Annotated in this window: 16 protein-coding genes; all 16 read left to right on the top strand. The window is 74.5% G+C overall.

Going from position 1 to position 17,213, the window contains the following annotated elements:
- Positions 1-67 precede the first annotated feature (67 nt).
- The 16 genes from SJY06_RS16840 (at position 68) to SJY06_RS16765 (ending at position 17,048) form a co-directional block, all read left to right on the top strand.
- Positions 68-1,555, top strand: coding sequence for a helix-turn-helix domain-containing protein (locus SJY06_RS16840; RefSeq protein WP_380168685.1), 1,488 nt, complete (start codon positions 68-70; stop codon positions 1,553-1,555).
- A 216-nt stretch (positions 1,556-1,771) separates the two neighbouring features.
- Positions 1,772-3,103, top strand: coding sequence for an ammonium transporter (locus SJY06_RS16835; protein ID WP_380168684.1), 1,332 nt, complete (start codon positions 1,772-1,774; stop codon positions 3,101-3,103).
- A complete protein-coding gene (locus SJY06_RS16830; protein WP_380168683.1) occupies positions 3,100-3,438 on the top strand; it encodes a P-II family nitrogen regulator in 339 nt (112 codons plus the stop codon). The genes SJY06_RS16835 and SJY06_RS16830 overlap by 4 nt, the downstream gene beginning before the upstream one ends.
- Positions 3,439-3,580: 142 nt before the next feature.
- Complete coding sequence (locus SJY06_RS16825) at positions 3,581-6,085, top strand: [protein-PII] uridylyltransferase (protein ID WP_380168682.1); 2,505 nt, start codon at positions 3,581-3,583, stop codon at positions 6,083-6,085.
- Positions 6,086-6,147: 62 nt separating this feature from the next.
- Positions 6,148-7,737 (top strand): signal recognition particle protein, encoded by a 1,590-nt coding sequence (ffh, locus tag SJY06_RS16820; protein WP_380168681.1) that lies wholly within the window; start codon positions 6,148-6,150, stop codon positions 7,735-7,737.
- Between the two features lie 7 nt (positions 7,738-7,744).
- Positions 7,745-8,839, top strand: coding sequence for an amidohydrolase family protein (locus SJY06_RS16815; protein WP_380168680.1), 1,095 nt, complete (start codon positions 7,745-7,747; stop codon positions 8,837-8,839).
- A gap of 126 nt (positions 8,840-8,965) precedes the next feature.
- Positions 8,966-9,538 (top strand): 30S ribosomal protein S16, encoded by a 573-nt coding sequence (gene rpsP / locus SJY06_RS16810; RefSeq protein WP_380168679.1) that lies wholly within the window; start codon positions 8,966-8,968, stop codon positions 9,536-9,538.
- A gap of 1 nt (position 9,539) precedes the next feature.
- Positions 9,540-9,779 carry an RNA-binding protein gene (locus SJY06_RS16805; protein WP_380168678.1) on the top strand — a complete coding sequence of 80 codons (240 nt, stop codon included), beginning with the start codon at positions 9,540-9,542 and terminating at the stop codon, positions 9,777-9,779.
- Between the two features lie 10 nt (positions 9,780-9,789).
- Complete coding sequence (gene rimM, locus SJY06_RS16800; RefSeq protein WP_380168677.1) at positions 9,790-10,344, top strand: ribosome maturation factor RimM; 555 nt, start codon at positions 9,790-9,792, stop codon at positions 10,342-10,344.
- Between the two features lie 5 nt (positions 10,345-10,349).
- A complete protein-coding gene (gene trmD / locus SJY06_RS16795; protein WP_380168676.1) occupies positions 10,350-11,147 on the top strand; it encodes a tRNA (guanosine(37)-N1)-methyltransferase TrmD in 798 nt (265 codons plus the stop codon).
- A 289-nt stretch (positions 11,148-11,436) separates the two neighbouring features.
- Positions 11,437-11,805, top strand: a complete 369-nt coding sequence (gene rplS, locus SJY06_RS16790; protein ID WP_380168675.1) for a 50S ribosomal protein L19 — start codon at positions 11,437-11,439, stop codon at positions 11,803-11,805.
- A gap of 138 nt (positions 11,806-11,943) precedes the next feature.
- Complete coding sequence (gene lepB / locus SJY06_RS16785; RefSeq protein WP_380168674.1) at positions 11,944-12,804, top strand: signal peptidase I; 861 nt, start codon at positions 11,944-11,946, stop codon at positions 12,802-12,804.
- Entirely contained in the window at positions 12,801-13,589 is a 789-nt protein-coding gene (locus SJY06_RS16780) for a ribonuclease HII (RefSeq protein WP_380168673.1), read from the top strand. The genes lepB and SJY06_RS16780 overlap by 4 nt, the downstream gene beginning before the upstream one ends.
- Positions 13,590-13,625: 36 nt before the next feature.
- Complete coding sequence (locus SJY06_RS16775; protein ID WP_380168672.1) at positions 13,626-14,873, top strand: GAF domain-containing protein; 1,248 nt, start codon at positions 13,626-13,628, stop codon at positions 14,871-14,873.
- Between the two features lie 105 nt (positions 14,874-14,978).
- A complete protein-coding gene (locus SJY06_RS16770; protein ID WP_380168671.1) occupies positions 14,979-16,502 on the top strand; it encodes an aldehyde dehydrogenase family protein in 1,524 nt (507 codons plus the stop codon).
- A 129-nt stretch (positions 16,503-16,631) separates the two neighbouring features.
- Entirely contained in the window at positions 16,632-17,048 is a 417-nt protein-coding gene (locus tag SJY06_RS16765) for a DUF779 domain-containing protein (RefSeq protein WP_380168670.1), read from the top strand.
- The last annotated feature ends 165 nt before the right edge of the window (positions 17,049-17,213 follow it).

The raw sequence follows: 17,213 nt of genomic DNA, 5'->3' as shown, positions 1-17,213 counted from the left end.
GAACGGAGGGTCAGATCCACGGCTTCTTCGTGGCAAGAAACGCCGATCCTTCGCTATCGTCAACGAAATGACGGCCATCGGCGTGACCTCTGCCACGTCGGGCTCTGCCGACTCCCTGACCGTGGGCCGTCGCATCCGGCACCTGCGCCGCGAGAAGGGCTGGACGCTCGAGCAGCTCGGCGCCGCCGTCGGCCGGGCGGGCTCGCAGCTGTCGCTGGTCGAGAACGGTCGCCGTGAGCCCAGGCTGGACCTGCTGCGGTCGCTGGCCGAGGCCCTGGGGGTGACGGTGACCGACCTGCTCGGGGCCGAGCCGCCCAGCCGGCGCGACGCGCTGGAGATCGCCTGGGAGCGGGTGCAGCGCAGCCCGCTGTACGCGTCGCTGCACCTGCCCGAGGTCAAGGTCGGCCCGCGCACGTCCACCGAGGTGCTCGAGGCGCTCGTCGGCCTGCACGGCGAGCTGGTGCGGCGGGCGACGGAGCAGGCGGCCACCCCGGAGGAGGCCCGGCGGGCCAACCGCGAGCTGCGCGAGCAGATGCGGGCGCGCGACAACTACTACCCCGAGATCGAGCAGGCCGCCGACGGGCTGCTGCAGGCCGTGGGCCACGGCGCGGGACCGCTGTCGCAGCGCGTGATCGCCGAGCTGGCGGGCCACCTCGGGTTCACCGTGCACCGGGTCGACGACCTGCCCCGCTCGGTCCGCTCCGTCACCGACCTGCGCAACTCCCGGCTGTACGTGCCGCTGGACGCCAACGGGCTCGGCCACGACGCGCGCACCGTCGTGCTGCAGACGCTGGGCCACTTCGTGCTGGGCCACAGCGACCCCGACGGCTACGCGGACTTCCTGCGCCAGCGGGTCGAGGCCAACTACTTCGCCGCGGCGCTCATGGTGCCCGAGCGGACCGCGGTGCCCCTGCTGGCCGGGGCGAAGGCCCACCGCGAGCTCGACGTGGAGGACCTGCGCGACGCCTACGCGGTCTCGCAGGAGACGGCCGCGCACCGGTTCACCAACCTGGCCACGCGGCACCTGGGCCTGCCGGTGCACTTCATGCGGGTCCACCGCAGCGGGGTGATCCACAAGGCCTACGAGAACGACGGCGTCCGCTTCCCCAGCGACGCCACCGGCGCCATCGAGGGCCAGACGGTGTGCCGGCACTGGACGGTGCGCGTGGTGTTCGGGGCCACCGACGGCTCGGCCCCGTACCGGCAGTACACCGACACCCCGACGGGGACCTACTGGTGCACCGCGCACGTCGACCGACGGCCCGGAGCCGGGACCGACGACACCGACGACTTCTCGGTCGCCGTCGGCGTGCCCTACGCGCACGTCAAGTGGTTCCGGGGCCGCGAGACCACGGAGCGCTCGACCTCGCGCTGCCCCGAGGAGACCTGCTGCCGCCGGCCGCCCACCGAGCTGGCCCGGCGCTGGGACGGCTACGCCTGGCCCAGCGCCCGGGCCCAGAGCCACCTGCTGGCCACCCTGCCGCCGGGCACGTTCCCGGGGGTCGACGACACCGAGGTCTTCGAGTTCCTGCAGGCCCACGACACCACCGGCTGAGCGCTCCGGGGGCGGCGCGGGCCGGTCGTGACCCTGCGTGCAGCGGTCGTGCCCGGTGGGTTCCCGTGTCACGCACCTTTCACATCCAGGGCCTGCTCGTCACGTGCCTGTAACCGGAGGCGGTGGGCGACGAAACACCCGGAGGCCACCTTGGGCGCACTGATCGGCACGGGACCGACCCCTGCGCCGTCCCGCGACTCGGAAGGTGACAACCACATGGTGGACACGGGCACAACCGCCTGGATCCTGACCAGCGCCACTCTGGTGCTGCTCATGACCCCAGGCCTCGCGATGTTCTACGGCGGCATGAACCGCCACCGCGGCGTCCTCAACATGATGATGATGAGCTTCGGCGCCCTCGGGCTCATCAGCGTCCTGTGGGTGCTGTACGGCTACTCGGTGGCCTTCGGCACCAGCCAGGGCGGCCTGGTGGGCGACCCGACCGAGTACTTCGGCTTCGCCGGGCTCATGCCCGACGCCGACCAGCTGGCCGGGGAGGAGATGGTCGTGGGCACGTACCCCGACATCGCCTTCGCCGCGTTCCAGGCGGTCTTCGCGATCATCACGGTCGCCCTCATCTCCGGCGCCATCGCCGACCGCGCCAAGTTCTCGGCGTGGATGGTCTTCGCCGGCATCTGGGCCACCGTCGTCTACTTCCCGGTCGCGCACTGGGTGTTCGCGTTCCAGGACGGCGAGGGCGGCTGGATCGCCGACGGCATCGAGGCCATCGACCTGGCCGGCGGCACCGCGGTCCACATCAACGCCGGCGCCGCCGCGCTCGCCCTGGCCATCGTGCTGGGCAAGCGCAAGGGCTTCGGCAAGGAGCCGATGCGGCCCAACAACCTGCCCCTGGTCATGCTGGGCGCCGGTCTGCTGTGGTTCGGCTGGTTCGGCTTCAACGGCGCCAGCTTTCTGACCTCCGACGGCATCGCCGCCTACGTCTGGGTCAACACCCTGGTCGCCACCGGCGCCGCCATCCTCGGCTGGCTCGTGGTCGAGCGGCTGCGCGACGGCAAGTCGACCTCGCTCGGTGCCGCCTCCGGTGTCGTCGCGGGCCTCGTGGCCATCACCCCCGCCTGCGGTGCGGTGACGCCGGTCGGCGCCATCTTCATCGGCCTCATCGCCGGTGTCGTCTGCGCCTTCGCCGTGGGCCTGAAGTACAAGCTGGGCTACGACGACTCGCTCGACGTGGTCGGCGTCCACCTGGTGGGCGGCCTCGTCGGCACGCTCCTCATCGTGTTCTTCGCCGCCCCCTCGGTCGCCGCGGCCTACGACGGCTACCCCGCGGGCCTGTTCTACGGCGGCGGCCTGGAGCTGCTGCCCCGCCAGGCCGGCGGCGCGTTCGCCGTCCTCGCCTACTCCTTCGTGATGACGCTGATCATCGGCTTCCTCATCCAGAAGACCATGGGCTTCCGCATCACCGAGGACGCCGAGGCCGAGGGCATCGACGCGACCGAGCACGCCGAGTCCGCCTACGAGTTCAGCGGCATCGGCGCTCGCGGCTTCAGCCCGAAGTCCACCTCGTCCAAGTCGGAGGTCTCCGCATGAAGCTGATCACCGCGGTCATCAAGCCGCACAAGCTCGACGACGTGAAGAACGCACTGGAGGCGTTCGGCGTCCAGGGCATGACGGTGTCCGAGGCGTCCGGCTACGGCCGCCAGCGTGGCCACACCGAGGTCTACCGCGGCGCGGAGTACACCTCCGACCTGGTGCCCAAGGTCCGGATCGAGGTCCTGGTGGACGACACCGCGGCCGCGGACGTGGTCGACGTCATCGTCAAGGCCAGCCAGACCGGCCGGATCGGTGACGGCAAGGTGTGGGCCAGCCCTGTCGACGAGGTCGTCCGGGTCCGCACCGGCGAGCGCGGGGTCGACGCGATCTAGGGTCGCACCCGATCGGACCCAGCGAGCGAGGATGCGCCGGCGCGCGGCAACGCACGCCGGCGCATCCTGCCGCCGGGACGGGGGCCGGCCGGTCCGCACCACGACCCGCGGGAGCGCGCGTCGACGCAGGGGAGGAGCACGCATGAGCCGCACGGCGAGCGCAGGAGCGGCGGGGCAGCCGGGGGACCTGCCCCGGGACCTGGCCAAGGACCTGCTGGCGGCGTCGGTCAGGTCGGCCCTGCCGGGGCCGGAGCGACGCCGGGCCCACAGCGACCTGGTCGTGTCCCGGTTGCAGCAGGTGTGGCACCGGGCCCTGGTCACGACCGGCCTCGGCGTGAGCGTCGAGGCGCCGGCGGGGGCCCGGGCCGAGGTCGCCGAGCCGCCGGGGGCGGCGGACGACTCGGGGCTGGTGCTGGTGCAGGGGCCGCCCGGGGTGGCGCTGGCCATGGTCGGCAGCCTGGCCCGCGGCGACGCCGGCCCGGCCAGCGACGTGGACCTGCTGCTGCTGCACGAGGGGCGCCGGCTGCCGGTGGACCGGCTCGGGGAGCTCGCCGACGCGCTCTGGTACCCGCTGTGGGACGCCGGGCTGCGGCTGGACCACTCGGTGCGCACCATCGCGCAGTGCCGCGAGGTGGCCGCGGCCGACCTGGCCGCCGCCGTCGGGCTGCTCGACCTGAGCCTGGTGGCCGGGGACGCGTCGCTGGTCTCCCACGCCCGCACCGTGCTGCTGCAGGACTGGCGCGCCTCCGCCCGGCGGCGCCTGCCGCAGGTGCTGGACAGCCTGGCCGAGCGGGCGGAGCGGCACGGCGACGCGGCCTACCTGCTCGAGCCGGACCTCAAGGAGTCCCGGGGCGGCCTTCGGGACGTGACCACCCTGCGGGCCCTGGCCGCCTCCTGGCTGACCGACCGGCCGCACGGGGCCGACATCGACACCGCCCACCGGGTCCTGCTGGACGCGCGCGACGCCCTGCAGATGGTCACCGGTCGTCCCGGTGACCGGCTCGGCCTGGCCGACCAGGACGCGGTGGCCGCGGTGCTGGGCCTGGCCGACGCCGACGAGCTGCTGGCCCGGGTGGCCGAGTCCGGCCGCGGCATCGCCCACGCCGTGGACACCACCGTCCGGCGCGCCCGGCAGTCGCTGCCGCAGCGGCGCTGGCGCCCGGGGCCCCGCCGGCCCCGGCTGAGGGCGCTGGGCCACGGCCTGGTCGAGCACGACGGCGAGCTGGTGCTTGGCGCGGGCACCAGCCCGGCCGACGACCCCGGGCTGGCGCTGCGGGCCGCGGCCACCGCCGCCCGCGCCGGCCTGCCCCTGAGCCCGGTCACGGCCGTGCACCTGGGCGCGGCCTCGCCGGAGCTGCCCGAGCCGTGGCCGTCGGCCGCGCGGGAGTCCCTCGTCGAGCTGCTCGCGGCCGGCGAGGCCCTGCCCGGCGTGTGGGAGTCGCTGGACCTGCAGGGCCTCGTGACGCGCTGGCTGCCCGAGTGGGCCGCGGTGCGCAACCGGCCGCAGCGCAACGCCGTCCACCGCTGGACCGTGGACCGGCACCAGGTGCAGACCTGCGTGGAGGCGCAGCGCTTCCTGCGGGAGGTGTCCCGGCCGGACCTGCTCCTGCTCGCGTGCCTGCTGCACGACCTGGGCAAGCGGCCCGGGGCCATGGACCACTCCCGGGCCGGGGCCCCGCTGGCCCGGGCCGTGGCGCAGCGCGTCGGCCTGCCCCCGGCGGACTGCGACGTCGTCGAGCGCCTGGTGCGCGAGCACCTGACCCTGGTGGACCTGGCCACGCGCCGGGACCCGGACGACCCGGCCACGGTCGAGGCGCTCGTGGCGGCGGTGGGCGGCCGGGCCGACGTGCTGACCGCCCTGCGAGCGCTCACCGAGGCCGACGCGCTCGCCGCCGGCCCGGCCGCCTGGAGCCCCTGGCGGGCCCGGCTCGTGGACGACCTGGTGGTCCGCGCGCGGGCCCTGCTGCGCGGTGAGAGCCCGCCCGGGCCGGCCCCGCTGACCGACGCGGAGGTCGCGCTGGTCGAGGCGGCCGACGAGCACGGCGGCACCCAGGTCAGCGTCAGCGAGCTCGAGGGCCTGCTGGCGGTGACGGTGGTGGCCGACGACCGGCCCGGGCTGTTCGCCGACATCGCCGGCGTCCTGGCCGTGCACCGGCTCGGGGTCCGCTCGGCCCTGGTCCGCACCCTGTCGGGCACGGCGGTGGACACCTGGTGGGTGCAGGCCGCCGGCGAGACGCCCTCGCCCGCCGTGCTGCGCGTGGACCTGCAGCGGCTGGCCGCCGGGGACGCGGCGGTGCTGGAGCGCCTGGCCCGCCGCGACGCCTCGCACCGGTTGCGCCGCCCCGCCAACGACCGGCCCGCCGTGGTCGTCGTGCCGGACGCCAGCGAGACCGCGACGGTGCTGGAGGTCCGCTCGCAGGACCGGCCCGGGCTGCTGGCGGCCCTGGGCCGGGCCCTGGTGGGCGAGGGCGTGGACATCCGGTCCGCGCACGTGGCCACCCACGCCGGCCAGGCGGTGGACGTGCTGTACGTGGTCGAGTCGACCACCCACCGGCCGCTGACCCCGCCCCGCGTCGGGGCGGTGGTGGCGGCCCTGGTCGAGGCGGCCGACCCCGAGCTCGCCGCCAGCACCGGCCGCTCGGGCTGAGCCGGGCGGGCCGGGCGCACGGCTACCCTGGCCGGACACCGCCGACTGCTGAGGAACCCGACTTGTTCGCCTCTCTCTCCGACCGCCTGACGTCGACCTTCAAGACCCTGCGGGGCAAGGGCCGGCTGAGCCCCGCCGACGTGGACGCCACCGTCCGCCAGATCCGGCTGGCCCTGCTGGACGCCGACGTCTCCCTGCCCGTGGTCCGGGCGTTCACCGCCTCGGTGCGCGAGCGCGCCCTGGGCGACGAGGTGAGCAAGGCCCTCAACCCGGGCCAGCAGGTCGTCAAGATCGTCAACGAGGAGCTCGTCGCGATCCTCGGCGGGGAGTCCCGCCGGCTGCGGCTGGCCAAGAACCCGCCGACCGTGATCATGCTCGCCGGCCTGCAGGGCGCGGGCAAGACGACCCTGGCCGGCAAGCTCGGTCACTGGCTCAAGGAGCAGGGCCACAGCCCCGTGCTGGTCGCCGCCGACCTGCAGCGCCCCAACGCCGTCACCCAGCTGCAGGTCAACGCCGAGCGCGCGGGCGTCGCGGTCTTCGCCCCCGAGCCCGGCAACGGCGTCGGCGACCCGGTCGACGTGGCCCGCCGCGGTGTCGAGCACGCCCGCAACCGCGGCCACGACGTCGTCGTCGTCGACACCGCCGGCCGCCTGGGCGTCGACGCGGACCTGATGCAGCAGGCCTCGGACATCCGCGACGCCGTGCAGCCCGACGAGGTGCTGTTCGTCCTCGACGCCATGATCGGCCAGTCCGCGGTGGACACGGCCAAGCAGTTCGACGAGGGCGTCTCGCTCACCGGCGTGGTCATGACCAAGCTGGACGGCGACGCCCGCGGCGGCGCGGCCCTGAGCGTCGTCACCGTCACCGGCAGCCCGATCCTGTTCGCCTCCACCGGTGAGAAGCTCACCGATTTCGAGGTCTTCCACCCCGACCGGATGGCCGGGCGCATCCTCGACATGGGTGACGTGCTCACCCTGATCGAGCAGGCCGAGAAGGCCTTCGACGCCGAGCAGACCGCCAAGATGGCGGACAAGCTCCAGCGCGGCGACGACTTCACGCTGACGGACTTCCTCGACCAGATGCAGGCCGTCCGCAAGATGGGCCCGCTGAAGAACATGCTCAAGATGCTCCCCGGCATGGGGGACATCAAGGAGCAGCTCGAGCAGTTCGACGAGCGCGAGCTGGACCGGGTCGAGGCCATCGTCCGCTCCATGACACCGGCCGAGCGCGAGGACCTCAAGCTGCTCAACGGCTCGCGCCGGATGCGCATCGCCAAGGGCTCCGGCACCCAGGTCAGCGACGTCAACGGCCTGGTCGAGCGCTTCACCCAGGCGCAGAAGATGATGCGGCAGATGCGCAACGGCGGCGGCATGCCGGGCATGCCCGGGATGCCCGGCGGGATGCCGGGGATGGGCGGCGTCGGCCCCGGCAAGCGCGGCAAGAAGGGCAAGGGCAAGCAGCAGCAGCGCCCCAGCAAGGGCTCCCGCTCCGGCAACCCCGCCAAGCGCGCCGCCGAGGCGGCGGGTCTGCCCGCGGCGCCGGCCCAGGCCCCCGCGGGGTCCTCGTTCGGTCTGGGCGGGCAGGCCCGGGGCGACCAGGTGGACCCGAGCGCCCTGCCCGAGGGCTTCCGCGACGCCTTCGGCGGCCGCTGAGGCGCCCGTGGCCGACGTGCTGCACCTGACCGGGCCCGTCCGCGTGGACGCGGAGCAGGTGCGCGAGCAGGCGTGGGTGGTGGGCGGCCGGTTGACGTTCGAGCGGCCGACCGCGCCCGGCGCCGACGTCCGGCGCCTGCCCGGCTGGGTCCTGCCCGGCCTGGTCGACGCCCACTGCCACATCGGGCTGGACGCCCACGGTGCCGTCGACCGGGCCACCGCCGAGGCCCAGGCCCTGACCGACCGGGACCACGGCACCCTGCTGGTCCGCGACGCCGGGTCCGCGGCCGACACCCGCTGGATGGACGACCGCGACGACCTGCCGCGCATCATCCGGGCCGGGCGTCACATCGCCCGCACCCGCCGCTACATCCGCGACTACGCCGTCGAGATCGAGCCGGGCACCCTGGTCGAGGAGGTCCGCCACCAGGCCGCGCGCGGCGACGGCTGGGTCAAGCTGGTGGGGGACTGGATCGACCGGGACCTGGGCGACCTGGCGCCCTGCTGGCCCGCCGACGTGCTGGTCGAGGCGGTCGCCGCCGCCCACGAGGCCGGCGCCCGCGTCACGGCCCACTGCTTCGGCGAGGACAGCCTGCCGGACCTGCTCGCGGCCGGGATCGACGGCATCGAGCACGGCACGGGGTTCACGGCCGACACGGTCGCCGCCGCCGCGCGGCAGCAGGTGGCCGTGGTCCCGACCCTGGTCAACATCGCGACCTTCCCCGACCTGGCGGCCGCCGGGCAGGCCAAGTTCCCCACCTGGTCGGCCCACATGCGGGCGCTGCACGCGCGCCGGCACGAGACGGTGGTGTCGCTGCACGAGGCGGGCGTCCCGCTGTACGTGGGCACCGACGCGGGCGCCACGCTGCCGCACGGCCTCGTCCCCCAGGAGGTGGCCGCCCTCGTGGACGCCGGGCTGCCGGTGGCGACCGCCGTCGGCGCGGCCGCCTGGGACGCGCGCGCGTGGCTCGGTCGCGACGGGCTGGTCGAGGCCGCCCGGGCGGACCTGCTGGTCCTGGACGCGGACCCGCTCGTGGCCCCGTCCGTGCTGCGCACGCCCCGGGCGGTCGTCCTCGGCGGGCACGTCGTCGTGGCACACTAGACGGCTGTACCCGCCCGTCCCGGCCCCTCTCACCGTGACGGCGCGAGTCCATCTGCCCGACCGGGCCCGGGTCCCCACCACGGCGACCGGTCGAGCGACCACACAGACTCAGGAGAACAACCCCTCGTGGCAGTCAAGATCCGTCTCAAGCGCCTCGGCAAGATCCGCGCCCCGTACTACCGCGTCGTCGTCGCGGACTCCCGCACCCGCCGTGACGGCCGGGCGATCGAGGAGATCGGCAAGTACCACCCGACCGAGGAGCCCTCGCTCATCGAGATCGACTCCGAGCGCGCCCTGTACTGGCTCGGCGTCGGCGCCCAGCCGACCGAGCAGGTGGCCGCGCTGCTGAAGATCACCGGCGACTGGCAGAAGCACAAGGGCCTGCCGGGCACGGAGGGCACCCTCCGCGTCAAGGAGGCCAAGCCCGACAAGCTCATCGCCTACGAGGCGGCCATGCGCGACGCCAAGTCCGACGGCGCCGAGGCCACCACGCCCCGCAAGAAGGCCGCCAAGGCCGAGGCGCCCGCCGCCGACGCCAAGGCCACCAAGGCCGACGAGCCCAAGGCCGAGGAGCCCAAGGCCGAGGAGCCGAAGGCCGACGAGCCCAAGACCGAGGAGCCCAAGGTCGAGGAGCCCAAGGCGGAGGCCACCACGACCGAGGCGCCCGCCGCCGAGGCCACCGAGGCCAAGGACTCCTGACGTGCTGGCTGACGTCGTCGAGCACCTGGTCAGCGGGATCGTCGAGCACCCCGAGGACGTGAGCGTCGTCGAGCGCGGCACCCGTCGCGGGCCGCTCGTCCAGGTCCGGGTGCACCCCGACGACATCGGCCGCGTCATCGGCCGCGCCGGTCGCACCGCGACCGCGCTGCGGACGGTCGTCAACGCGCTGTCGGACTCCGGTCCGGTGCGCGTGGACATCGTCGACCTCGACGGTCGCTGACCCCCAGCACGTGGACGCCGCACCCGACGAGGCGGCCGAGCCCGAGCGCACCCTGCTCGTGGTCGGCCGCCTCGGTCGTCCCCACGGCCTCAAGGGCGAGCTGACGGTCGCGGTCCGCACCGACGACGCCGAGGGCCGGTTCGTGCCCGGGGCCTGGTTCCTCACCGACCCGGACGTGGGGGCGCTGGTGCTCGCCGCGGCCCGCAAGCACACCGACCGCTGGGTGCTCCGCTTCGAGGACGTCACCCGCCGCGAGGACGCCGAGGCCCTGCGCGACGTCCAGCTGCTGGTCGACGCGGCCGCGGACGAGCCGCAGGACGACGCCTGGCTCGTCGCGGACCTGGTCGGGCTCGCGGCCCTGACCCCGGACGGCCGACGGCTCGGCACGGTGACCGCGCTGCAGAGCGGGGCGGCCCAGGACCTGCTCGAGGTCGACACCGGCCGCGAGCGGGTGCTCGTCCCCTTCGTCAACGCGCTGGTCCCGGTGGTCGACGTGGCCGCCGGCCACGTGGTCGTCGACCCGCCCGGCGGGCTGTTCCCCGCGGTCGACCCGCAGCAGGACTGAGGCCCGTGCGCGTCGACGTCGTCACGGTCTTCCCGGACTACCTGGCCCCGCTGCGGCTGTCGCTGATCGGGCGCGCCGTGGAGACCGGGCGCATCGACCTGGCCGTGCACGACCTGCGGTCCTTCACCCACGACGTGCACCGCACGGTCGACGACTCACCGTTCGGCGGGGGTGCCGGCATGCTCATGACCCCGCCGCCGTGGGGCGAGGCGCTCGACCACGTCCGCGAGGCGGGGACGACGTCGCTGGGCGCGGGTGCGCAGCCGCACCTGCTCGTGATGTCCCCGGCGGGGCGGCGGTTCGACCAGGCCATGGCCCACGAGCTGGCCGCCGAGCCGTGGCTGGTGCTGGCCTGCGGCCGCTACGAGGGCATCGACGAGCGCGTCCTGGACGACGCCGCCCGCCACCACCGGGTGACCCCGGTGAGCATCGGCGACTACGTGCTCGCCGGTGGCGAGGCGGCCGCCCTGGTGCTCGTCGAGGCCGTGGGCCGGTTGCTGCCGGGCGTGCTGGGCAACGCCGCGAGCGTGGTGGAGGAGAGCCACAGCGACGGCCTGCTGGAGGCCCCCGCCTACACCCGGCCGGCGCTGTGGCGGGACCTGCCCGTGCCCGAGGTGCTCACCAGCGGCGACCACGCCAAGGTCGCCCGGTGGCGGCGCGACGAGTCGTTGCGTCGCACGGCGGCTCGTCGCCCCGACCTGCTCGCCGGGGCGCCGGCGACCGGCTTCGACCGCGCCGACGTGGCCGTCCTGACCGGGCTCGGCTGGGCCGTGGTCGACGACCGGCTGGCACCGCCCGGCTGAGTCGCGACGCAGGCCCGCGACGCAGGCCCGCCAACCAGGCCCGCCAACCAGGCCCGCCAACCAGGCCCGCAGTGCAGGCCCGGCCCGCGGCGCCCGCGGTCCCGGCCGATTCACGTACCCGGCCCCGGCTGTGGCATCCTCTACCGGTTGCCGGTCCACCTGCCGCAGGGGGGCGCCGGACACCGACGGGCCCTCGGGCCCTCACCCAGACCTGACCCAAGCACCTCATCGACGCCGGGCCACGCCCGGCAGGCCGGTGGCCTGTGGCACCGACCGGGAAGGCACACCCATGAACACCCTGGACAACCTCGACGCAGCCAGCCTGCGTACCGACGTCCCCGAGTTCCGCGCCGGCGACACCCTCAAGGTCCACGTCAAGGTCGTCGAGGGCACCCGCTCGCGGGTCCAGGTCTTCCAGGGCATCGTCATCCGTCGTCACGGCGGCGGCATCGGCGAGACCTTCACGGTCCGCAAGATCAGCTTCGGTGTCGGCGTCGAGCGCACCTTCCCGCTGCACAGCCCGGTGATCGACAAGATCGAGGTCGCCAGCCGCGGCATCGTGCGTCGCGCCAAGCTCTACTACCTGCGCGACCTGCGCGGCAAGAAGGCCCGCATCCGCGAGCGCCGCGACAACGTCCCCGCCAAGTCCGCCAAGTGAGCGGTGGCCGTGCTCCCCGTCGGGGGGCACGGCCCGTGGTTCCAGGGGGCCGGGGGGCCGCGTCCGGTCCGGCAGGTACCGTGGCGCCAGCAGCAGCACGCGCACCGCTCGCCGGGGCGCACCAGCCGAGGAGTTCGTGTGCCGGACCGGGGTAGTCGGCCCAGCCCCGCCGGGCAGGGCGAGCCCGACTGGGAGCACCTCGTCGGCGACGGCGCGGGCGAGGACGGCACGCCGTCGCCCGCCGACGGCGACGACCGGGCGCACCGGGCGGCCTGGACCGCGGACGCCGCCCCGGCCGGCCGGGGCAAGGGCCGGCGCCAGGCCTCGCCCTGGGCGCGGCTGTGGCGCGACGTCCGCGAGATCGGCGTCACCGTGCTGGTCGCGCTGGTCATCGCCGTCCTGGTCAAGACGTTCCTGGTGCAGCCGTTCTTCATCCCGTCGGAGTCGATGGAGTCGACGCTGCTGGTCGGCGACCGGGTGCTGGTGAGCAAGCTCGAGCCCGGCCCGGGCACGCTGGAGCGTGGCGACGTCGTGGTGTTCGTGGACCCCGGCGGCTGGTTGCCCGCGTCCCAGGACGAGCCCTCCCTCGTGGTCCAGGCCCTGACGTTCGTCGGCCTGCTGCCCGCCAACTCCGGCGAGCACCTGATCAAGCGGGTGATCGGCCTGCCCGGGGACACCGTGGCCTGCTGCGACGAGGAGGGCCGCCTGCTCGTCAACGACGTGCCGGTCGACGAGCCCTACCTGTTCGCCGGGGACGTGCCCTCGACGATCGAGTTCTCCGTCGAGGTGCCCGAGGGCCGGTTGTGGGTCCAGGGCGACCACCGCTCGGTCTCCGAGGACTCGCGCTACCAGCTGGGTCAGCCGGGGGCCGGCATGGTCCCGCTGGACAACGTCGTCGGCCGGGCCGTCCTGGTGATGTGGCCCTTCGACCGGTTCGGCACGCTGCCCACGCCCGAGACCGTCTTCGACGAGGTCGGCGGGCTCGAAGGGGTCTCGTGAGCGACCGGCCGCCGGTCGGCCGGCCCTCGCTGCGCCTGGCCCGGGCGGCCATGCGCAGCCACGGCCTCGTGCGCGTGGGCGGGATGGACGAGGTGGGGCGCGGGGCGCTCGCCGGTCCGGTCACCGTCGGGGTGGTGGTGGTCGACGCCGCGACCCGCAGCGCCCCGGCCGGGCTGGACGACTCCAAGCGGCTGAGCCCCCTGGAGCGCGAGCGGCTCTTCCCGCTGCTGGCCCGCTGGGCCCCGGCCTGGGCGGTCGGGCACGCCGACAACGACGAGATCGACGCCTGGGGCATCCTCGTCGCGCTGCGGGTGGCCGGGCTGCGGGCCCTGGCACAGCTGTCGGCGGCGCCGGAGCGGCTGCTGCTGGACGGCACCTACGACTGGCTCCACCGACCGGTGCCGGCCCCGCGCGAGGAGACCCTGTTCGACGCCTTCGAGCCGGTGGCCCCGACCGGGCCCGTCGAGCTGCTCACCCTGGCCTCGGTGGCCCCGCCGGTCGACCTGATGCCCAAGGCCGACCGGCGCTGCACCGCGGTGGCGGCCGCGTCCGTGCTGGCCAAGGTCGAGCGGGACCGGCTCATGAGCCGGCTGGGGGAGCACGACCGACGCTGGGGCTGGCAGCACAACAAGGGCTACAGCGCCCCGGAGCACCTCGCGGCGCTGCAGGAGCACGGGCCGTGCGACCGGCACCGGCGCTCCTGGCGGCTGCCCGGTGCCGGACCCCGTCCGGGTGAGGTGGCCGAGCCCGCCGACCCGCAGGCGGGGGCCGTGCGAGACTGGTGAGGTAACCAGCTGTCTCCCCGGCGAAGCGGAGGCCAGGTGCACCAGGCCGCGACCAGCGACACCGACGTCGCTGCCACGCGCCGTGAGCACGAGCGGTGGCAGACCCGGCCCGGTGCCCCGGCGGCCGTCCGCCCGCTGGTGTCCGACTCGTGGCGGCGCTGCCGCGACGCCGGGGTGGACCCCGACCACCCCACCCTGGACGTCGACGTCGACGACGGCACCCTGGCCGAGCTGCGGCGCGCCAGCCCGCTGACCGAGTCGCTGCCGCTGCTGGAGCGGATGCTGCTGGACACCGCGGACGCGCCGCACGTGCTGGCGGTGTCGGACGCCGACGGCCGGCTGCTGCACGTCAGCGGGGACCGGGCGGTCCGCACCCGGATGGACTCCCTGGGCTTCACCGCCGGGGCCCGGTGGGACGAGGCGCACGCCGGCACCAACGCCCCGGGCACGGCGCTGGCCCTGGACTCGCCCGTGCAGATCCTGTCCGGCGAGCACTGGGCCACCCCCGTGCACGCGTGGTCGTGCTCGGCCGCGCCGGTGCACGACCCGCTCAGCGGCGAGGTGGTCGGTGCGGTCGACCTGACGGGCGGTCCCGAGGTCGCCTCGCCGTACGCCCTGGCCCTGGTGCGGGCCGCCGTGGCCGCCGTCGAGGCCGACCTGCTCGTCCGGCCCCGGCGAGCGCCGGACACCTCGGCCCCGCCCGCCTGGCTGCAGGTGCTGGGGGTCGAGCAGCCGCGGCTGCACGTGGCCGGTCGGGTCCACACCCTGACCCCCCGTCACGCCGAGATCCTGCTGGTCCTGTCCGGGCACGAGGCCGGGGTGTCCGGCGACGTGCTGTCGGAGTCGCTCAGCCAGGGCCGGCTGTCGCCGGTCACGGTGCGGGCCGAGGTGTCGCGGCTGCGGGGCGTCCTGCGACGACTGCTGGGGGTGGAGGCCGTCGGCACCCGGCCCTACCGGTTGCTGGTGCCGCTGCGCAGCGACGCGGACGACGTCGCCGCGGCCCTGGCCCGGGGGGCGCACCGGCGGGCGCTGGAGCTGTACGGCGGGCCCGTCCTGCCCACCTCCGAGGCGCCCGTGGTGACCCGCACCCGGCTGGAGCTGCAGGGCAGCCTGCGGGGACACGTCCTGCGGGCCGGTTCCACCGACACGCTGTGGCGCTGGGCCTCGACGCAGGCCCCGGACGACCTCGAGGTCTGGCAGCGGTTGCTGCGCGAGCTGCCCTACGGCTCGCCGCGCCGGGCCCAGGTCGCGGCGCACCTGGCTCTCCTGCTCGCCGAGGGCTAGGCCGTCCGGGACGCCGCCCGCCCCGCTGCAACCCTGCTGCAACGTCGGCTGCCTAGCGTCGGGACGGGCGGCAAGGGTGCCGTCCGCACGAGAAGGGGACCGCGCATGACCGTCTACTCCGCGCCCGGCACCGAGGGCAGCGTCGTCAGCTACGACAGCAGGTACGACAACTACATCGGTGGCGAGTGGGTCGCGCCCGTCAAGGGCCGCTACTTCGAGAACCCGAGCCCGGTGAACGGCCGCACGTTCACCGAGTGCGCCCAGAGCACGTCGGAGGACATCGACCTGGCGCTGGACGCCGCCCACAAGGCCGCGCCCGCCTGGGGCCGGACCGCCCCGGCCGAGCGCTCGGTGATCCTCAACAAGATCGCCGACCGGATCGAGGCCAACCTCGAGATGCTCGCCGTCGCCGAGACCTGGGACAACGGCAAGGCCGTGCGCGAGACGCTCGCCGCCGACATGCCCCTGGTGGTCGACCACTGGCGGTACTTCGCCGGTGTGCTGCGCGGGCAGGAGGGCCACCTGTCGCAGATCAACGAGGACACGGTCGCCTACCACTTCAAGGAGCCGCTGGGCGTCGTCGCCCAGATCATCCCGTGGAACTTCCCGATCCTCATGGCCACCTGGAAGCTCGCCCCCGCGCTGGCCGCCGGCAACGCCGTCGTCCTCAAGCCCGCCGAGCAGACGCCCGCCTCGATCATGGTCCTGATGCAGCTCATCGGGGACCTGCTGCCGGCCGGCGTGCTCAACGTGGTCAACGGCTTCGGCGTCGAGGCCGGCAAGCCCCTGGCCAGCAGCAGCCGGGTGGCCAAGGTCGCCTTCACCGGTGAGACCACCACCGGCCGGCTGATCATGCAGTACGCCAGCCAGAACCTGATCCCGGTCACCCTCGAGCTGGGCGGCAAGAGCCCCAACGTGTTCTTCGAGGACGTCGCCCGCGCCGAGGACGACTTCTACGACAAGTGCCTCGAGGGCTTCACGATGTTCGCCCTCAACCAGGGCGAGGTCTGCACCTGCCCCAGCCGCGGCCTGATCCAGGCGTCGATCTTCGACAAGTTCCTGGCCGACGCCACCGAGCGGGTCAAGCACATCCAGCAGGGCAACCCGCTGGACACCGACACGATGATGGGCGCGCAGGCCAGCAACGACCAGCTGGAGAAGATCCTCAGCTACATCGAGATCGGCAAGGCCGAGGGCGCTCGCATCGTCACCGGTGGCGAGCGGGCGGACCTGGGCGGCGACCTGACCGACGGCTACTACATGACGCCGACGATCTTCGACGGCAACAACAGCATGCGGGTGTTCCAGGAGGAGATCTTCGGCCCCGTCGTGTCGGTCACGTCGTTCCGCGACTACGACCACGCCATCGAGATCGCCAACGACACGCTGTACGGCCTCGGCGCCGGCGTGTGGTCGCGGGAGATCAACACCGCCTACCGCGCGGGCCGCGACATCAAGGCCGGCCGGGTGTGGACGAACTGCTACCACGACTACCCGGCGCACGCCGCGTTCGGCGGGTACAAGCAGTCCGGCATCGGCCGCGAGAACCACCTGATGATGCTCGACCACTACCAGCAGACCAAGAACCTCCTGGTCAACTACGCCCCGACCAAGCTGGGGTTCTTCTGATCCGGCGCCCCTGCGCACGATGACGCTCCCGGCGTCGGCGGCCGCCCCGCCGGCGCCGGGAGCCTCGTCGTCCCCGCCCGCCCGTCTCGTCCGCCCGACGCACCGCCCGCACCGACGAAGGAGTCCACGATGACCACGGAGACCCCGACCACCGAGGTCCGGCGCGTCGACCTCACCGAGGCCGCAGCCCAGCTGCTGCGCGAGCTGACCGAGGACAACGGGCCGCTGATGGTGCACCAGTCGGGCGGCTGCTGCGACGGCAGCTCGCCGATGTGCTTCGTCCAGGGCGAGTTCCTCACCGGGGACGGCGACGTGCGGCTGGGGTCGGTCGACATCGGGCTCGAGGTCCCGGTGGAGGTGTGGATGTCGCGGCCGCAGTTCGCCTACTGGAAGCACACCCACCTGACCATCGACGTGGTCCCGGGCCGCGGTGCCGGGTTCAGCCTGGAGGCCCCGCGCGGGGTCCGGTTCCTGATCCGGTCCCGGCTGTTCACCGACGCCGAGAGCGACTGGCTGGAGGAGCACTGGGTGGAGGGCATGGGCTGAGCCGCGGCGCCGCTGCCCGGCTGATCGTCGGCCCGGTTCCTCGTCGGCCCGGTTCCTCGTCGGCCCGGTTCCTCGTCGGCCCGGTTCCTCGTCGGCCCGGTTCCTCGTCGGCCCGGTTCCTCGTCGGCCCGGTTCCTCGTCGGCCCGGTTCCTCGTCGGCCCGGC

This window comes from Jannaschia sp. R86511 (assembly GCF_042466345.1).
Classification (GTDB): domain Bacteria; phylum Actinomycetota; class Actinomycetes; order Actinomycetales; family JBBAYJ01; genus Aquipuribacter.
Note: the sequence above shows the minus strand (reverse complement) of the source record. Positions and strands in the feature narration are given on the sequence as shown.

Coding starts and splice junctions, on each gene's coding strand:
- SJY06_RS16840 (WP_380168685.1), top strand. CDS start 68: ATGACGGCCATCGGCGTGACCTCTGCCACGTCGGGCTCTGCCGACTCC.
- SJY06_RS16835 (WP_380168684.1), top strand. CDS start 1,772: ATGGTGGACACGGGCACAACCGCCTGGATCCTGACCAGCGCCACTCTG.
- SJY06_RS16830 (WP_380168683.1), top strand. CDS start 3,100: ATGAAGCTGATCACCGCGGTCATCAAGCCGCACAAGCTCGACGACGTG.
- SJY06_RS16825 (WP_380168682.1), top strand. CDS start 3,581: ATGAGCCGCACGGCGAGCGCAGGAGCGGCGGGGCAGCCGGGGGACCTG.
- rplS (WP_380168675.1), top strand. CDS start 11,437: ATGAACACCCTGGACAACCTCGACGCAGCCAGCCTGCGTACCGACGTC.
- SJY06_RS16770 (WP_380168671.1), top strand. CDS start 14,979: ATGACCGTCTACTCCGCGCCCGGCACCGAGGGCAGCGTCGTCAGCTAC.
- SJY06_RS16765 (WP_380168670.1), top strand. CDS start 16,632: ATGACCACGGAGACCCCGACCACCGAGGTCCGGCGCGTCGACCTCACC.